This is a genomic window from Enterobacter sp. T1-1, from assembly GCF_000710795.1.
Lineage (GTDB): Bacteria > Pseudomonadota > Gammaproteobacteria > Enterobacterales > Enterobacteriaceae > Enterobacter > Enterobacter cloacae.
The window spans coordinates 45,707-63,354 of the sequence record NZ_JALW01000019.1; the positions used below are offsets into that span (position 1 = coordinate 45,707).

General features: G+C 55.3%; 18 protein-coding genes and 1 tRNA gene. 10 read left to right on the forward strand and 9 right to left on the reverse strand.

The window, feature by feature from the left end; translation table 11 throughout:
- Positions 1 to 41: 41 nt before the first annotated feature.
- Entirely contained in the window at positions 42 to 1,037 is a 996-nt protein-coding gene (gene pgl, locus AK59_RS0108110) for a 6-phosphogluconolactonase (protein WP_013097511.1), read from the reverse strand.
- Between the two features lie 140 nt (positions 1,038 to 1,177).
- Here pgl and AK59_RS0108115 point away from each other — a divergent pair, with 140 nt between their 5' ends.
- Positions 1,178 to 1,996 (forward strand): pyridoxal phosphatase, encoded by an 819-nt coding sequence (locus AK59_RS0108115; RefSeq protein WP_029882495.1) that lies wholly within the window; start codon positions 1,178 to 1,180, stop codon positions 1,994 to 1,996.
- On the opposite strand, the gene modC is transcribed toward AK59_RS0108115, so the two are convergent.
- From modC to AK59_RS0108135, 4 genes are all read right to left on the reverse strand, one after another.
- Entirely contained in the window at positions 1,997 to 3,055 is a 1,059-nt protein-coding gene (gene modC, locus AK59_RS0108120) for a molybdenum ABC transporter ATP-binding protein ModC (protein ID WP_029882496.1), read from the reverse strand.
- A 2-nt stretch (positions 3,056 to 3,057) separates the two neighbouring features.
- Positions 3,058 to 3,747 carry a molybdate ABC transporter permease subunit gene (gene modB / locus AK59_RS0108125; protein WP_013097514.1) on the reverse strand — a complete coding sequence of 230 codons (690 nt, stop codon included), beginning with the start codon at positions 3,745 to 3,747 and terminating at the stop codon, positions 3,058 to 3,060.
- Positions 3,744 to 4,520 carry a molybdate ABC transporter substrate-binding protein gene (gene modA, locus AK59_RS0108130; protein ID WP_029882497.1) on the reverse strand — a complete coding sequence of 259 codons (777 nt, stop codon included), beginning with the start codon at positions 4,518 to 4,520 and terminating at the stop codon, positions 3,744 to 3,746. Before modA ends, modB begins: the two co-directional genes overlap by 4 nt.
- Before the next feature lie 178 nt (positions 4,521 to 4,698).
- Entirely contained in the window at positions 4,699 to 4,848 is a 150-nt protein-coding gene (locus AK59_RS0108135; RefSeq protein WP_013097516.1) for an AcrZ family multidrug efflux pump-associated protein, read from the reverse strand.
- A gap of 129 nt (positions 4,849 to 4,977) precedes the next feature.
- Here AK59_RS0108135 and modE point away from each other — a divergent pair, with 129 nt between their 5' ends.
- The 7 genes from modE to gpmA all read left to right on the forward strand — a co-directional run bounded on the left by modE (position 4,978) and on the right by gpmA (position 12,742).
- Positions 4,978 to 5,766 carry a molybdenum-dependent transcriptional regulator gene (gene modE, locus AK59_RS0108140; protein WP_013097517.1) on the forward strand — a complete coding sequence of 263 codons (789 nt, stop codon included), beginning with the start codon at positions 4,978 to 4,980 and terminating at the stop codon, positions 5,764 to 5,766.
- Positions 5,767 to 5,833: 67 nt separating this feature from the next.
- Positions 5,834 to 7,306 carry a molybdate ABC transporter ATP-binding protein ModF gene (gene modF, locus AK59_RS0108145; protein WP_029882498.1) on the forward strand — a complete coding sequence of 491 codons (1,473 nt, stop codon included), beginning with the start codon at positions 5,834 to 5,836 and terminating at the stop codon, positions 7,304 to 7,306.
- A 201-nt stretch (positions 7,307 to 7,507) separates the two neighbouring features.
- Positions 7,508 to 8,524, forward strand: coding sequence for a UDP-glucose 4-epimerase GalE (gene galE, locus AK59_RS0108150; protein WP_032618467.1), 1,017 nt, complete (start codon positions 7,508 to 7,510; stop codon positions 8,522 to 8,524).
- Positions 8,525 to 8,533: 9 nt separating this feature from the next.
- Entirely contained in the window at positions 8,534 to 9,580 is a 1,047-nt protein-coding gene (galT, locus tag AK59_RS0108155; RefSeq protein ID WP_013097520.1) for a galactose-1-phosphate uridylyltransferase, read from the forward strand.
- Between the two features lie 3 nt (positions 9,581 to 9,583).
- Entirely contained in the window at positions 9,584 to 10,732 is a 1,149-nt protein-coding gene (gene galK / locus AK59_RS0108160; protein WP_029882500.1) for a galactokinase, read from the forward strand.
- The gene (gene galM, locus AK59_RS0108165) at positions 10,726 to 11,769 is read left to right on the forward strand and encodes a galactose-1-epimerase (RefSeq protein WP_029882501.1); all 1,044 of its coding nucleotides are present in this window, start codon (positions 10,726 to 10,728) and stop codon (positions 11,767 to 11,769) included. Before galK ends, galM begins: the two co-directional genes overlap by 7 nt.
- A 220-nt stretch (positions 11,770 to 11,989) precedes the next feature.
- Entirely contained in the window at positions 11,990 to 12,742 is a 753-nt protein-coding gene (gene gpmA / locus AK59_RS0108170; RefSeq protein WP_008501111.1) for a 2,3-diphosphoglycerate-dependent phosphoglycerate mutase, read from the forward strand.
- A 61-nt stretch (positions 12,743 to 12,803) separates the two neighbouring features.
- Here gpmA and aroG read toward each other — a convergent pair whose 3' ends face one another.
- Complete coding sequence (gene aroG / locus AK59_RS0108175) at positions 12,804 to 13,856, reverse strand: 3-deoxy-7-phosphoheptulonate synthase AroG (protein WP_013097523.1); 1,053 nt, start codon at positions 13,854 to 13,856, stop codon at positions 12,804 to 12,806.
- A 304-nt stretch (positions 13,857 to 14,160) separates the two neighbouring features.
- Here aroG and AK59_RS0108180 point away from each other — a divergent pair, with 304 nt between their 5' ends.
- Positions 14,161 to 14,538, forward strand: coding sequence for a YbgS-like family protein (locus AK59_RS0108180; RefSeq protein WP_020685076.1), 378 nt, complete (start codon positions 14,161 to 14,163; stop codon positions 14,536 to 14,538).
- A 106-nt stretch (positions 14,539 to 14,644) separates the two neighbouring features.
- Positions 14,645 to 15,577 carry a CDF family zinc transporter ZitB gene (gene zitB / locus AK59_RS0108185; RefSeq protein ID WP_013097525.1) on the forward strand — a complete coding sequence of 311 codons (933 nt, stop codon included), beginning with the start codon at positions 14,645 to 14,647 and terminating at the stop codon, positions 15,575 to 15,577.
- On the opposite strand, the gene pnuC is transcribed toward zitB, so the two are convergent.
- From pnuC to AK59_RS0108200, 3 genes are all read right to left on the reverse strand, one after another.
- Positions 15,574 to 16,293, reverse strand: a complete 720-nt coding sequence (gene pnuC, locus AK59_RS0108190; RefSeq protein ID WP_029882502.1) for a nicotinamide riboside transporter PnuC — start codon at positions 16,291 to 16,293, stop codon at positions 15,574 to 15,576. The genes zitB and pnuC overlap by 4 nt on opposite strands.
- Positions 16,294 to 16,315: 22 nt before the next feature.
- A complete protein-coding gene (gene nadA / locus AK59_RS0108195) occupies positions 16,316 to 17,359 on the reverse strand; it encodes a quinolinate synthase NadA (RefSeq protein ID WP_029882503.1) in 1,044 nt (347 codons plus the stop codon).
- Between the two features lie 191 nt (positions 17,360 to 17,550).
- A tRNA-Lys gene (locus AK59_RS0108200) sits at positions 17,551 to 17,626 on the reverse strand.
- Positions 17,627 to 17,648 lie beyond the last annotated feature (22 nt).

Here is a 17,648-nt window from a genome sequence, read left to right on the forward strand (position 1 = left end):
AAAAAAACCTCGCGTTCGCGAGGTTTTTTGTTTTAAGCCGCTTAGTGAGCGTTCACCACTACCCACATTGGCCCCTGGCCTACCGCATAGCGCCCTTTCTCTTCCAGCAGGCCCTGCTCGCCTTTGATTTCGTACAGGGCGATGTGGTGAGACTTCTGCCCCGCTGCAATCAGGTATTTACCGCTGTGATCGATATTAAAGCCACGCGGCTGCGTTTCCGTCGGCTGGAAGCCTTCTACTGCCAGCACGCTGCCGTCTTCCGAGACGCTAAAGATGGTGATCAGGCTGGAAGTACGGTCACAGGCGTAGAGATGGCGACCATCCGGCGTAATATGAATATCCGCCGCCCAGCGGGTATCCGAGAAGTCAGACGGCATCATATCCAGCGTCTGCACGCACTCAATCTGCCCGTTAGGATCTTTCAGTTCCCAGACGTCCACTGAACTGTTCAGCTCGTTGACCACGTAGGCGTACTGCTGGTTTGGATGGAAGACCATATGACGCGGGCCTGCCCCCTCTACGGTGGTCACTTCAGCCGGATTCTGCGCCACCAGGTGACCATCGTCGCTCAGGGTAAACAGGCAGATACGATCCTGCTTCAGCGCCGGTACCCACAGCGTGCGGTTGTCCGGGGAGATATTCGCCGAGTGGCAGCCTTCCAGCCCTTCCACCACATCCACGGTTTCGACCGGAATGCCCTCTTCCAGACGCGTCACGCTGACACAGCCCGCGTTATAGGAGCCGCTGAAAACAAAGTTGCCCTGGCGATCGGTTGAGATGTGGGTTGGGCTACCCGGCAATGGCGCTTCCGCAGTGTAAGTCAGCGCGCCGTCATCCGGAGAGATGCGGTAGGCCAGCACGCGAAACTCCGGGCGCACACCCACGTACAAGAAACGTTTATCCGGGCTGATCGCCATTGGTTGTACCTGACCAGGCACATCAACAACCTGCACCAGCGTGAGGGTCCCCTCGGCATTTAAACGCCAGACGTGGATCTGCTGGCTTTCAGGACTGGCGGTATAAACGGTTTGTTTCATGAATATTCACTCCTCACTGCGCATGAAAGTAGTTAACTTTTGACGGTGAATGCTGAATTGTCGACGGGAATTTTGACGCGTTCGCCTCTCGGTGTACCATCCCATCAGATCGTAAATTCAATATTAACCCGGAAAAACAAATGACCTCGCGTGTGATTGCTCTGGATTTAGACGGTACCTTACTGACGCCGCAAAAAACCCTCCTCCCCTCCTCCCTTCAAGCGCTTAAACGCGCGCAGGAAGTGGGATATCAACTCCTTATCGTAACGGGTCGACATCACGTTGCCATTCACCCTTTTTATCAGGCACTGGCGTTAGATACACCTGCAATTTGTTGTAATGGCACTTATTTGTATGATTATCAAGCAAAAAAGGTTTTAGAATCCGACCCGCTGCCGGTTCCCCAGGCATTGCAGTTAATTGAACTGCTGGATGAACATGCGATCCACGGCCTGATGTATGTCGATAATGCGATGGTCTATGAGCGCCCGACCGGCCACGTAATCCGCACCACCAACTGGGCTCAGTCTCTGCCAGAAGCGCAGCGTCCGGTCTTTACCCAGGTCTCTTCCCTGCGCCAGGCGGCTCAGGATGTTGAGGCTATCTGGAAATTCGCGTTGACCGATGAAGATACCACCAAACTGAAAACCTTCGCGAAACACGTTGAACAGGCGCTGGGTCTGGAGTGCGAATGGTCCTGGCATGACCAGGTGGATATTGCCCGTAAAGGCAACAGCAAAGGTAAACGCCTGACGCAGTTCGTGGAGTCTCAGGGATGGTCAATGCAGGATGTGATCGCCTTTGGCGATAACTACAACGACATCAGCATGCTGGAAGCCGCCGGAACGGGCGTGGCAATGGGCAATGCCGATGACGCGGTGAAAGCGCGCGCTAACGTGGTGATTGGCGATAACACCACCGACAGCATCGCGCAGTACATTTATACCCACCTGCTGTAATCAGGTGGTAATGGAGACGCTCTTGATTTGCGCGTAAAGCCACAGGCCAGGTTTGATCCCTAACTCATCCCTGGCCCACGGGCTGATCCGTGCCCAGAGCGTCCTGCTCCCCACCTCAAGCTGCACCTCTACCTGACCGTTATCATCAAAACACTCGGCGACCTTCGCGCGCAGGATATTTCGGATACTGGTCTGCAGCGGAGGCTGTAAAACCAGAGAGACATCCGACGCCTGAATACGAATACGCAGCGCCGACTGCAGGGGCTTGTCGATTTTATTCACCCACAGGTGCTGGTCGCCCAACGCCAGGGCGGTCATCGCGTAATGCGGGTGGTGCTCCAGCACGCTCACCTTCAGGATACTGCTCTGCTGCTCCCGGGGCAGCCACGGGTGCATGACGCTACTGCCCCAGACCTCTTCAAGATTGCCAAACGCCTTTACGCTGCCGTTTTCCAGCACCAGTACGTTATCCGCCAGATGCAGAATTTCATCCAGGGAGTGGCTGACGTACAGCATCGGGATCTTGATTTCACGCGCCAGGCGCTGGAGATACGGCAGGAGTTCACGTTTACGCGGAATATCCAGCGAGGCCAGCGGCTCATCAAGCAGCAGGAGTTCGGGGGCGGTGAGCAACGCGCGCCCTATCGCCACCCGCTGTTTCTCACCGCCGGAGAGCGAGGAAGGCAAGCGGTCAAGCAGTGGCTCAATGCCCAGCAGCGCCACCAGCTTGTCAAACTGCGCGGCCATGCTTTTGGCCATGCCGTAACGCAGATTCCCGCGCACGCTGTAGTGCGGGAATAACCGCGCATCCTGAAACACATAGCCAATGCGCCGTTTATCCGGCGTCAGGTAAATCTTGTTTTCAACGTCATTCAGGACGCGATTATTCAGCACAATGCGCCCTGCCTGAGGACGTGTCAGGCCACCGATCGCATTAATGAGCGAGGTTTTCCCGGCGCCGGAGACCCCAAAGATGGCGGTGATGCCGGTGGCAGGCAGCGTCTCGTCCAGTGTAAGGGTGTGGTTTCCCAGCGTCTGGGTGAAATGGAGTTCCAACATAACTATTTCCCCATCCGCTCGCGGCTGAGTCGCGCCAGCCATTCAGAGACCAGCAGCGATATCAGCGCCAGCACAATTGAGATAACACACAGACGCGCCGCAGCACCTTCGCCACCCGGCGTCTGTATCAGCGTATACATGGCCGAAGGGATCGTCCGCGTTTCACCGGGGATGTTCGAAACAAAGGTAATGGTGGCACCGAATTCACCCAGCGAACGGGCAAAGGCCAGTACCGTACCGACAATAATGCCCGGCAGCGTGAGCGGTAGCGTAATGGTGAAAAAGACGCGCCAGCGCCCGGCACCCAGCGTGCGGGCGGCCTGTTCCAGTTTGATATCCACCCCTTCCAGCGCCAGGCGGATAGCCCTCACCATCAGCGGAAATGACATCACCGCCGCGGCCAGCACCGCACCGCGCCAGCTAAAGGCAAAGGTCAGCCCGAACCAGTCGTACAGCCATTGGCCGATAAACCCGCGTCGGCCCATGGACACAAGCAGCAGATATCCCACCACGACGGGCGGCAACACCAGCGGAAGATGGAGAACGCTGTCAAGCAGCGCTTTGCCGGGAAACTTACAGCGCACCAGCAACCAGGCAAAGAAGATCCCAAAGGGCAAACTTAGCGCAACCGCCAGGGAAGAGACTTTCAGGCTCAGCAGTACAGCCTGCCATTCAGGATCGGTCAATATCATTCGTGAGTCGTAAATCCATAACGTTTAAAGATTGCGGACGCTTCCGGCCCCTTCAGGTACGCCTGGAAGGCCGTCACGGTCGCATTTTTATGTCCATCAACAATCGCAACAGGATATTCCACTTTCTTGTGGGCGTCTTCCGGGAACGTGCCAACCACTTTGACCCCCTTGCTGGCAACGGCATCCGAGCCGTAGATAATGCCCAGCGGAGCCTCATTGCGCTCCACCAGCGCCAGCGCACCGCGTACGTCTTCCGCCGGCGCCAGATCTGATGACAGTGTCTGCCACGCGCCCAGTTTCTGCAGGGCCTCTTTCGCGTAAATTCCAGCCGGTACATGGTCCGGATCGCCCACTGCCAGCCGGCCACCGTTCAGAAGACGCGTCCAGTGAGTCTCTTTGTTGATGGCGATGTCACCCTGCGGACTGGCTTTTGGCGCGACCACGACAAGGCTATTCCCCAGCAGCGTTTCGCGGGTTGTCGTATCCACGGCTTTCTTATCAATGGCGTAATCCATCCATTTCTGATCGGCAGAGATGAACAGATCGGCCGGTGCCCCCGCTTCTATCTGGCGCGCCAGTGTAGAAGAAGACGCGAAAGAGGAGACGACGTCGACGTTCTTCTCTTTTTTATACGCAGCAGCAATATCCTGCATCGCATTCGTCAGCGACGCCGCCGCAAAAACCGTAATTTTACCTTCATCGGCCAGCGCGTGTCCGGTCAGCGAAAGTGCCAGCGTTGCCCCTGCGAAAAAGCGTAACCCTGTACGTGCCATCTGTAGCTCCTGTGAGTTTCGTTATATACGCAATAATATAACGACAACGCCGGAGATATCCCAGCGTTAAATCGTACCGATCAAGAGGTACAATTACCGGATGCTTTAAATCATATCGGCGATGACGAAAAATACTTGAGAGCAAAACGCCCGGGCAAGCCGGGCGTTTTGTGGGGAATCAGTGCTGCTTTTTAGCGCGGTCTCTGTGACCAATGTTCGAAAAGACGTTGAACACTTCACCCAGGCCGTAGATGGCACCGAGGATGATGGCCATCACTACTGGTACCATGATCACGGCGAATACCAGACTTTTCAACAACTCTAACATGGTTTTCTCCAGATATTGTGGACGGCTTATTCTACCCTGAAAAGTAAGAAAAACATCCCCTTTTGTGCGGTCCCCTTTGCGCCCTGTGCCATTTGGTTCACAATAGCCCTTTTGTCAGGACACTCCGTTATGCAGGCTGAAATTCTCCTTACCCTACGACTTCAGCAGAAGCTTTTCGCCGATCCGCGACGTATCGCCCTGCTTAAACAAATAGAACAAACGGGTTCAATAAGCCAGGGGGCAAAGAACGCGGGCATTAGTTATAAAAGCGCCTGGGACGCGATCAACGACATGAATACCCTGAGCGAGCAGATGCTGGTTGAGCGAGCCACGGGCGGCAAAGGGGGCGGTGGCGCCGTGCTGACCCGCTACGGCCAGCGTCTGATTCAGCTTTATGACCTGCTGGCCCAGATCCAGCAGAAAGCGTTCGATGTGCTAAGTGACGATGATAACCTCCCGCTGGACAGCCTGTTAGCCGCCATTTCTCGCTTCTCACTCCAGACCAGCGCCCGCAACCAGTGGTTTGGCACGGTCACCGCGCGCGATAACGGGCAGGTCCAGCAACATATCGAGATCCTGCTTGCCGACGGCACCACACGCCTGAAAGCCGCGATTACCGCCCAAAGCGGAGAGCGTCTGGGGCTGGATGAAGGCAAGGAGGTGCTGGTGTTGCTGAAAGCGCCGTGGGTCGCAGTGACGCGCGATGCCGAACGCGCCAAAGCGGCAGACAACCAGCTGCAGGGTACCATCCAGCGCATTGAACGTGGTGAAGCGCAGTGTGAGGTCCTGATGACCCTACCGGACGGCCAGGTGCTGTGCGCGACGGTTGCCCTGAGCGAGGCGCACGAATTAGAAGAAGGTGCTGTAGTCACCGCATATTTCAACGCAGACCGGGTAATTATCGCCACATTGTGCTGAGCGGATTGACAAGCGTGTCGACAGTGAGTATCCCTGACATCTGATGCTGCAAAAAATGGGATAAATCATGTCATCATTGCATATTTCGCAAGGTACGTTTCGTCTTGGCGATACCCGAACGCTGACGCTGCCAGATTTAACACTCCATGCGGGTGAAAGCTGGGCATTTGTGGGCACCAACGGAAGCGGCAAGTCCGCGCTGGCCCGGGCGCTGGCCGGAGAGCTCACCCTGCTTAAAGGTGAACGCCAGAGCCATTTTACGCGTACGACGCGCCTGTCGTTTGAACAGCTGCAGAAGCTGGTGAGCGATGAATGGCAGCGTAACAACACGGACCTCCTCAGCCCGGGCGAAGAAGACACGGGCCGCACAACGGCAGAAATTATTCAGGACGAAGTCAACAATCCCGCCCGTTGTCAGCAGCTGGCGGAGCAGTTTGGCATCACCGCCCTTCTCAACCGCCGCTTCAAATACCTTTCCACCGGCGAGACGCGTAAAACGCTGCTCTGCCAGGCGCTGATGAGCGAACCTGAGCTGTTAATCCTGGATGAGCCGTTCGACGGTCTGGACGTGCAGTCCCGCGCCCAGCTGGCGGACCTGCTGGCCTCGCTTAACCAGCAGGGCTACACCCTTGTGCTGGTGCTTAACCGTTTTGATGAAATCCCGGATTTTGTGCAGAACGCCGGGGTGCTGGCGGACTGCAGCCTTACCGAAACCGGCGAAAAATCGGTACTGCTGAAACAGGCGTTGATTGCCCAACTGGCGCACAGCGAAAAGCTCGACGGCATTACCCTGCCCGAACCCGACGCCCCTTCGGTACGTCTCGCTTTAGATCCTAATCAGCCGCGGATTGTGCTGCGTGAAGGGGTGGTCTCTTATGACGATCGTCCGATCCTGAATCATCTCAGCTGGACGGTTAATCCGGGCGAACACTGGCAGATTGTCGGTCCCAACGGCGCGGGGAAATCGACGCTGCTGAGTCTGATCACCGGCGATCACCCGCAGGGCTACAGCAACGATCTGACCCTGTTTGGCCGCCGTCGCGGAAGCGGTGAAACCATCTGGGATATCAAAAAGCATATCGGCTATGTCAGCAGCAGCCTGCATCTGGATTACCGGGTCAGCACCACCGTACGCAATGTGATCCTCTCCGGGTACTTTGATTCCATCGGTATTTATCAGGCGGTATCGGACAAACAGCACAAGCTGGCCCAGCAGTGGCTGGATATTCTGGGGATGGACAACCGGGTCGCTGACGCGCCGTTTCACAGTCTGTCCTGGGGGCAGCAGCGTCTGGCATTGATCGTCCGGGCGCTGGTGAAACACCCGACCTTGCTGATCCTCGATGAGCCGCTTCAGGGGCTGGATCCGCTGAACCGCCAGCTGATCCGTCGCTTTGTGGATGTGCTGATTGGCGAAGGTGAGACCCAGTTACTGTTTGTCTCACATCATGCTGAAGACGCACCGGCCTGCATCTCGCACCGTCTGGAGTTTATCCCGGACGGTGAGCACTATCGTTACCTGCTGAGCAAAATCGATTAACTTCCGGAGGGCGCCGCCCTCCGCTTTTCAGATAACCTGCAGTGATACTTCTTTATCTCTTTGATCTACAATGCGAGTGGATCAAAAAAAAGCGGGTTTGAAAAACAGTGTAAACGATTCCACTAATTTATCCCATGTCACACTTTTCACGTCTCTGTTATGCTATAGTTATTACATACCATAAGCCTAATGGAGCGAAATATGCGAGTTCTGGTAACAGGTGGTAGCGGTTACATAGGAAGTCATGCCTGTGTGCAACTGCTGCAAAACAATCATGATGTCATCATCCTCGACAACCTGTGCAATAGTAAGCGCAGCGTGCTGCCTGTGATTGAACGTCTTGGCGGAAAACAGCCGACTTTCGTCGAAGGTGACATCCGCAATGAAGCGTTGATGACCGAGATCCTCCACGACCATGCCATTGAAACGGTGATCCACTTCGCTGGCCTGAAAGCGGTCGGTGAGTCGGTCGCGAAGCCGCTTGAGTATTACGACAACAACGTCAACGGTACCCTGCGTCTTATCTCCGCCATGCGCGCGGCGAACGTCAAAAACTTCATCTTTAGCTCATCCGCCACCGTCTACGGCGACCAGCCCAAAATTCCTTACGTTGAAAGCTTCCCCACCGGTACGCCACAAAGCCCGTACGGCAAAAGCAAACTGATGGTGGAACAGATCCTGACCGACCTGCAAAAAGCACAGCCGGAGTGGAGCATCGCCCTGCTGCGCTACTTCAACCCGGTCGGCGCCCATCCGTCAGGCGATATGGGTGAAGATCCGCAGGGTATTCCAAATAACCTGATGCCGTATATCGCACAGGTGGCGGTGGGCCGCCGCGAGTCGCTGGCGGTGTTCGGCAATGACTACCCAACCGAAGATGGCACCGGCGTGCGTGATTACATCCACGTTATGGATCTGGCCGACGGCCACGTGGCAGCAATGCAGCAATTGGCCGACAAACCGGGCGTGCATATTTACAACCTCGGCGCCGGTATTGGCAGCAGCGTGCTGGATGTGGTTAACGCCTTCAGCAAAGCCTGCGGTAAGCCGGTCAACTATCACTTCGCCCCCCGCCGCGAAGGAGACCTCCCGGCATACTGGGCTGATGCAACCAAAGCCGATAAAGAGCTTAACTGGCGTGTTACCCGCACGCTGGATGAAATGGCACAGGATACCTGGCACTGGCAGTCTCGCCACCCACAAGGTTATCCGGACTAAGGATCCGTCATGACTTCATTCAATCCCGTCGATCATCCGCATCGTCGTTTTAACCCGCTTAGCGGGCAATGGATTTTGGTGTCTCCGCATCGCGCCAAGCGCCCCTGGCAGGGGGCGCAAGAGACGCCTGCAAAACAGACGCTGCCACAGCACGACCCGGACTGCTTCCTGTGTCCGGGCAACACCCGCGTAACGGGAGATAAAAACCCGGACTACAAAGGCACCTTCGTTTTCACCAACGATTTTGCCGCGCTCATGACCGACACGCCGGACGCGCCGCAGAGCGATGATCCGCTGATGCGTTGTGAAAGCGCCCGGGGAACCAGCCGCGTGATCTGCTTCTCGCCCGATCACAGCAAAACGCTACCGGAGCTTAGCGTTGATGCGCTGAAAGAGGTGGTGAGCACCTGGCAGGCACAAACTGCGGAGCTGGGCCAGACTTATCCGTGGGTGCAGGTGTTCGAAAATAAAGGCGCCGCGATGGGCTGCTCTAACCCGCATCCACACGGGCAGATCTGGGCGAACAGTTTCCTGCCCAACGAAGCCGAACGAGAAGATCGCCTGCAAAAAGCCTATTACGCGGAAAACGGCTCCCCGATGCTGGTGGACTACACCCGGCGTGAACTGGCCGACGGTAGCCGTACTGTGGTCGAAACGGAACACTGGCTGGCCGTTGTACCGTACTGGGCGGCGTGGCCCTTTGAAACGCTGCTGCTGCCTAAAGCACATGTTCAGCGCATTACGGATCTCAGCGACGCACAGCGTGACGATCTTGCGCTGGCGCTGAAAAAGCTGACCAGCCGTTACGACAATCTGTTCCAGTGCTCCTTCCCGTACTCAATGGGCTGGCACGGCGCACCGTTTAACGGCGAAGAGAATCAACACTGGCAGTTGCATGCCCATTTCTATCCGCCGCTGCTGCGTTCTGCGACGGTGCGTAAATTTATGGTGGGCTATGAAATGCTGGCGGAAACCCAGCGTGACCTGACGGCAGAACAGGCCGCAGAACGCCTGCGTGCCGTTAGCGATGTCCATTATCGCGAATCAGGAGTCTAATAAATGAGTCTGAAAGATAAAACACAATCCCTGTTTGCTGAAAAATTTGGCTACCCTGCCACCCACGTTATCCAGGCACCTGGCCGCGTAAACCTGATTGGTGAACACACCGACTACAACGACGGTTTTGTTCTGCCCTGTGCCATTGATTACCAGACGGTGATCGCCTGCGCAAAGCGCGATGACCACAAAGTGCGCGTGATTGCGGCGGATTACGGTAATGAGATAGACGAGTTTTCCCTCGATGCCCCGATTGTTATCCACGACGGCCAGCAGTGGTCCAACTATGTGCGCGGCGTGGTGAAACATCTGCAAAAGCGTAACAAGAATTTTGGCGGTGCAGATCTCGTCATCAGCGGCAACGTGCCACAAGGGGCCGGTTTAAGCTCGTCGGCATCCCTGGAAGTGGCGGTGGGAACCGTCTTCCAGCAGCTGTACCATCTGCCGCTGGACGGGGCGCAAATCGCACTGAACGGCCAGGAAGCGGAGAATCAGTTTGTGGGCTGCAACTGCGGCATCATGGACCAGCTTATCTCCGCGCTGGGCAAAAAAGAGCATGCGTTACTGATTGACTGCCGAACGCTTGGAACCAAAGCCGTTCCCCTGCCAAAGGGTGCCGCGGTCGTGATTATCAACAGCAACTTTAAACGTACGCTGGTGGGCAGCGAGTACAACACCCGCCGCGAGCAGTGCGAAACCGGCGCACGCTTCTTCCAGCAGCCGGCCCTGCGCGACGTGACGCTTGATGAATTCAACAAAGTGGCGCATGAGCTGGATCCGGTAGTGGCAAAACGCGTTCGTCATGTGTTGACCGAAAACGCCCGAACCGTTGAAGCCGCTTCCGCGCTGGCCAAAGGAGATCTGAAACGTATGGGGGAACTGATGGCAGAGTCCCACGCCTCCATGCGCGATGACTTCGAAATCACCGTTCCGCAAATCGATACCCTGGTGGAGATTGTCAAAGCGGTCATCGGCGATAAAGGCGGTGTACGCATGACGGGCGGTGGTTTTGGTGGCTGCATCGTCGCTCTGGTGCCGGAAGATCTCGTCCCGGCCGTCCAGTCGGCGGTGGAGAAACAGTACGAAGCCAAAACGGGCATTAAAGAAACGTTCTATGTTTGTAAAGCATCACAAGGAGCCGGACAGTGCTAAACGAAACGCCAACCCTCGCACCGGATGGTCTGCCGTATCGCCTGTTAACCCTGCGCAACAGCGCGGGGATGGTTGTTACGCTCATGGACTGGGGTGCCACCCTACTTTCCGCCCGCGTACCAATGCCAGACGGCAGCGTGCGCGAAACCCTTCTCGGCTGCGCGTCGCCTGAGCAGTATATCAACCAGGCCGCCTATCTTGGCGCGTCCGTCGGGCGCTATGCGAACCGCATTGCGAAAAGCCGTTTTGAGCTCGACGGTGTTCGCTACACGTTGCTGCCAAGCCAGGGTGAGAACCAGCTGCATGGTGGACCGGAAGGATTTGACAAACGCCGCTGGAAAATTGTCCAGCAAAACGACCGGGAAGTACTGTTTTCACTTGACTCGCTGGATGGCGACCAGGGATTCCCGGGTAACCTTACCGCGTTTGCACGCTTTACGCTGACCGACGACAACCGTATCGCCATTGAATACCGTGCGACGGTCGATAAGCCGTGTCCGGTCAACCTGACCAACCACGCCTACTTCAATCTGGACGGTAATCAGTGCGATGTGCGTAACCATAAGCTGCAGATCCTTGCGGATGCCTATTTGCCGGTGGACGAGATGGGCATTCCGTATCAGGGGCTGAAGCCCGTGGAAGGTACCAGCTTTGACTTCCGCAATGCAAAATCCATCGCCCAGGATTTCCTGAGCGATGACGATCAGTGCAAGGTGAAAGGTTACGACCACGCGTTCCTGCTGCAGGCACAAGGCGATGTGAAACAGCCTGCTGCACAGGTCTGGTCTGCGGATGAAAAACTGCAGATGACGGTCTACACCAGCGCCCCTGCCCTGCAATTCTACTCCGGTAACTATCTTGGCGGGACAACCGCACGTGAGCACGGCGAGTACAGCGACTGGCAAGGTCTGGCGCTGGAGAGCGAGTTCCTGCCGGACAGCCCGAACCATCCCGAATGGCCACAGCCGGACTGCGTGCTGCGCCCGGGTGAAGAGTACGTCAGCGTCACCGAGTATCATTTTACTCCGCACGCTTAACCTCCGGCCGCAACATCGTCAGCCCTCCCCTGGAGGGCTTTTTTCTGCACGCCTTGCTGAAAATAGCGCCAATCGCAGACAAAATCATAACCCTGGATTCACAAGCACCTTACACTCAGAGACTATTTTCGCTATGGTTAGGGTTAAGCGTTGCTGCTGGCACGGCCACGGCAATATAATGAGAATTGTTATCATTCTAAAAATGCTTGAGGAGTAAGAGATGGCTATTACTAAGCTGGTTCTGGTGCGCCACGGCGAAAGCCAGTGGAACAACGAAAACCGCTTCACCGGTTGGTACGACGTTGATCTGTCTGAGAAAGGCGTAAGCGAAGCAAAAGCAGCAGGTAAACTGCTGAAAGAAGAAGGCTTCAGCTTTGATTTTGCTTACACCTCTGTGCTGAAACGTGCCATCCACACCCTGTGGAACGTGCTGGACGAGCTGGATCAGGCCTGGCTGCCGGTTGAGAAATCCTGGAAACTGAACGAGCGTCACTACGGTGCGCTGCAGGGTCTGAACAAAGCCGAAACCGCTGAGAAGTACGGTGACGAGCAGGTTAAACAGTGGCGTCGCGGCTTCGCGGTAACCCCACCAGAGCTGACCAAAGATGACGAGCGCTATCCGGGCCACGACCCGCGTTACGCGAAACTGACCGACGCTGAGCTGCCAACCACCGAGAGCCTGGCGCTGACCATTGACCGCGTTGTTCCTTACTGGAACGAAACCATTCTGCCACGCCTGAAAAGCGGTGAGCGCGTGATCATCGCCGCTCACGGTAACTCCCTGCGCGCGCTGGTGAAATACCTGGACAACATGGGTGAAGACGAGATCCTCGAACTGAACATCCCGACTGGCGTACCGCTGGTGTATGAGTTCGACGAAAACTTCAAGCCAATCAAACACTACTATCTGGGTAACGCGGATGAGATCGCAGCGAAAGCCGCGGCTGTTGCGAACCAGGGTAAAGCGAAGTAATTTTCGCCGGACATAAAAAAAGCGCGGAGCCTTCCGCGCTTTTTTATTTGTGCCGGAAGAATCAACCGCGACGGGCTTTTACCGCATTCGCCAGCTGACGCAGGATCGCGTCGGTATCTTCCCAGCCAATGCAGGCATCCGTCACGCTCTTGCCATAGACCAGCGGCTCGCTGCCTTCGAGGTTCTGGTTACCCTCAACCAGATGGCTTTCAATCATCACCCCAATCACCGCTTTCTCGCCGCCAGCAATCTGCTGACAAACATCAGCGCCGACTTCCATCTGCTTTTTAAACTGCTTGCTGGAGTTGGCGTGGCTGAAGTCGATCATCACCTGAGGCGGCAGCCCCGCTTTTTCCAGCCCGACCTTCACTTCCGCGACATGTTTTGCGCTGTAGTTAGGCTCTTTACCGCCGCGCAGAATGATATGGCAGTCACCGTTACCGCTGGTGTTAACAATGGCAGAGTGACCCCATTTGGTCACGGACAGGAAGCAGTGTGGTGCCCCTGCCGCATTGATGGCGTCAATAGCGACTTTGATGGTGCCATCGGTACCGTTTTTAAAACCCACCGGGCAAGAGAGGCCGGACGCCAGTTCACGGTGAACCTGAGATTCAGTGGTACGCGCGCCAATGGCGCCCCAGCTCATCAGGTCTGCCAGATATTGTGGCGTAATCATATCCAGGAACTCACCGGCGGCTGGCAGGCCACTGTCGTTAATCTCCAGCAGTAGCTTGCGCGCAATACGCAGGCCGTCGTTAATCTGGAAGCTGTTGTCCATATGCGGATCGTTAATCAGCCCTTTCCAGCCAACGGTGGTGCGCGGCTTTTCAAAGTACACGCGCATCACAATTTCCAGCTCATCTTTAAGCTCTTCGCGCAGCTTAAGCAGTCTCGCGGCATACTCTTTTGCCGCGGCAGGATCGTGGATTGAGCACGGGCCAATCACCACCAGAAGACGATCGTCATTACCTTTCAGGATCTTATGGATCGCTTTACGAGCATGAGAAACCGTGTTTGCGGCATTTTCAGTGGCGGGGAATTTCTCAAGGAGTGCTACAGGAGGTAATAACTCATTGATCTCTTTAATGCGTAAATCGTCGTTCTGATAATTCATCTTCTTTCCAGCTCTGCCATATCTTTTGTAATGAAAGCAATCCTTTCAATCTATCTTGTCGACCAGGAAGTGTAAACACGGTTTTACACTTCACGCAGATAATTCCTGGAATTCGCCTAAAAATCGCCACAAAATAGCGAAAAACGAGATCTAACCTAAGCTTTTTAACTGTAACAACCATTTTTGCTTTATTAAACGCGATTCCCTACTGACGTAAGTCCGTCTGGCGGGATCTTTCGCCTCTGAAAAAGATGCACTGTTGGAGAATGTTAAACAGCGTAACGACAAGAACAGGAGCACCATGATGAAAATGACGAAACTGGCAACTCTCTTCCTGACGGCAACCCTCACCCTGGCAAGCGGCAGCGTTCTTGCGGCTGAAACGAGCTCATCGGGTAACGGCGATGCTAACGCGGCTGCGTCAGCAGGCCAGGTGGCCCCTGATGCCAAACAGAATGTCGCCCCGAACAATGTCGATAACAGCCAAATTAATAACGGGAACACCAACACTGGCGGCACGATGCTGCACCCTGATGGTACCGACTCCGGTACCATGAATCATGACAATATGAGCAAGGATGAGGTTCACAAAAACACAATGTGTAAAGACGGCCGTTGCCCGGACGCGAATGACAAAGTGGGCGATGATGCCAATACCAAAACGGATGGTACAACCCAGTAACCGGTTATTGATTTAACTGCGAAAGGAGAGCTCAGGCTCTCCTTTCTTTTTGAGTAACTTATTAAAAACGCTACACTAATAACAATAACGAATCAGGAAAGATAACATGGCTCACACACATTCCCACGCCTCCGGCGACGACAACGCTAAACGCCTGCTGCTGGCCTTCGGCGTTACCGCCACCTTCATGATTATTGAGGTCATCGGCGGTTTGATCTCCGGCTCCCTGGCGCTGCTGGCTGACGCCGGACATATGCTTACCGATGCAGCAGCGCTGCTTTTTGCCCTCCTGGCCGTACAGTTTGCCCGTCGTCCTCCTAATGCACGCCATACATTCGGCTGGCTGAGGCTGACGACGCTTGCCGCGTTTGTTAATGCGATTGCGCTGGTGGTCATTACCCTTCTTATCGTCTGGGAGGCCATTCAGCGCTTCAGACACCCTCAGCCGGTCGCCGGGATGACAATGATGGCGATCGCCGTGGCGGGGCTGCTTGCCAATCTTCTGGCCTTCTGGATTTTGCATCGCGGCAGTGGCGAAAAGAACCTTAACGTACGCGCCGCGGCTCTGCATGTGATGGGAGATTTACTGGGCTCGGTGGGAGCCATTGTTGCCGCACTGGTGATCCTCTACACCGGCTGGACGCCTGTCGACCCTATTCTTTCTGTACTGGTCTCGTGTCTGGTGTTACGCAGCGCCTGGCGGCTATTGAAGGAGAGCGTCAATGAGTTGCTGGAGGGGGCGCCCGCCTCTGTGGATATCGCCGAGTTAAAACGTAATCTGCATCGTTCAGTTCCTGAAGTACGTAACGTCCACCACGTACACGTCTGGCTGGTGGGCGAGAAACCGGTTATGACGTTGCACGTCCAGGTGATCCCGCCGCACGACCACGATGCGCTACTCGAACGCATCCAGCACTTTCTTGAACATCACTATGAAATTGGTCACGCGACCATCCAGATGGAGTACCAGCCCTGTAACGGGCCGGATTGCCACCTGAATGAGGCGCAGTCCGACCATTCACATCATCACCACCATTAACTGGAGAGCGCGTGAGAGCCTCGCTCACGCGCGCTGTTAATCCACATCCGGCTTCCGTTCAGGGCAATAAAGGTCAACAGCAGATATTCCAGAGACATCGCATAGACGCCCTGCAGGGCGAAAATCACCACGCTGATGACATTGATGATGACCCACAGCAGCCAGTTCTCAACGTATTTACGGGTCATCAGGATCATCGCCGCAATGGACAGCACCATCATGCAGGAATCCCAGAACGGGAAAGCATCCGGCTGAAGTTCCGGCATCGTCACATGCAAACCGATGCCGGACATAACCGCCACAGCAATGCGGGTCAGGAAAGCAAATACCGGGTTAATGTAGACCGTCATTAAACCAATGGCGACCACACAGGCGACAAACCAGGCGATGGCTTTCGGCAAAGGTAACCAGCGGATCTGCAGCTCGGCTTCCTGCTGACTGTTCTGCCGTGACCATGCGTACCACCCGTAGATATTGGCCGCAAAAAAGAACAGCTGCAAAAGCAAGCTTGCGTAGAGCTGGATCTGGAAGAAGATAATCGCAAACAGCGTAACGTTAATGAGCCCGAACGCGTAATTGCTGATCTTCTCCAGGCTTGCGAGCCAGATACAGAGTAATCCCGCCAGCGTGCCAACGGCCTCAATCCATGACAGGTCATAGCCACCTGCACCAATCGGTATATGAACCAGAATGTTTTGTGTGCTAAAAAAATCCATCTTTTCCCCGGGACGTAGTGAATTAAGTACGTAGTGTAGCCGCAAAATCCAGCATGCGGTTAAGTGGAACTAACGCGCCTTCACGCAGAGCGGCATCCACATGGATTTCATGCGCCGCACCGCCGGTTTCTAACCCTTCGGCAATCGCTTTCAGGCCGTTCATCGCCATCCACGGACAGTGCGCACAGCTGCGGCACGTGGCCCCCTCGCCTGCGGTTGGCGCTTCGAGGAGCTCTTTCTCCGGCACGGCCTGCTGCATCTTGTAGAAGATACCGCGATCGGTCGCCACGATAAGCTGCTTATGCGGCAACGTTCTGGCAGCATTAATAAGCTGGCTGGTTGAACCCACGGCATCGGCCATGTCGACAATCGACTGCGGTGATTCAGGATGAACAAGAATAGCGGCATCAGGGTAAAGCGCCTTCATGCGGGACAGTGCCTGCGTCTTGAACTCGTCATGAACGATGCAGGCGCCCTGCCAGCAGAGCACGTCTGCCCCGGTCTGCTTCTGGACGTAGCTTCCCAGATGGCGGTCGGGTGCCCAGATAATCTTCTCACCCAGGCTGTCCAGGTGCTCAATCAGTTCAACGGCGATGCTCGACGTAACAACCCAGTCTGCGCGCGCTTTCACTGCAGCCGACGTATTGGCGTACACCACCACGGTCCGGTCAGGATGGGCATCGCAGAAGGCCGAGAATTCGTCAATCGGACAGCCGAGATCCAGTGAACACTCCGCGTTCAGCGTTGGCATCAGGATGGTTTTTTCAGGGCTAAGGATTTTTGCCGTTTCCCCCATAAAACGCACCCCCGCAACCAGGAGCGTGGAAGCAGGATGTTTTGCACCAAAGCGCGCCATCTCCAGAGAGTCAGAAATACAGCCTCCGGTCTCTTCCGCCAGCTGCTGGATTTCCGGGTCGGTGTAGTAATGTGCCACCATCACGGCATCTCGCTCTTTGAGAAGACGCTTGATTTTCTCACGGTAGAACTGCTTTTCATCCATGCTCAGCGGAACAGGCTTCGGCGGGAAGGGATAGATTGCGGCTTCAGGATCAAACATCACGCTCATTATGGCTTCTCGTTTTACTGGCTTAACAATATTGCCTTTCTTTTGCCTGACATAGCAAAACGCAGGGCAATTGTGTTTTGTATACTAAACAAGATAGCGAATCTGGAGTGAAAAGTCACCGGGAATAGATGTGCGGAGCATTTGTTGTATCGCAGATAGCAAAAAAGCGCCTTTAGGGCGCTTTTTAACATTGGTGGGTCGTGCAGGATTCGAACCTGCGACCAATTGATTAAAAGTCAACTGCTCTACCAACTGAGCTAACGACCCCTTGCGGGGTTTTTTTTCGAAG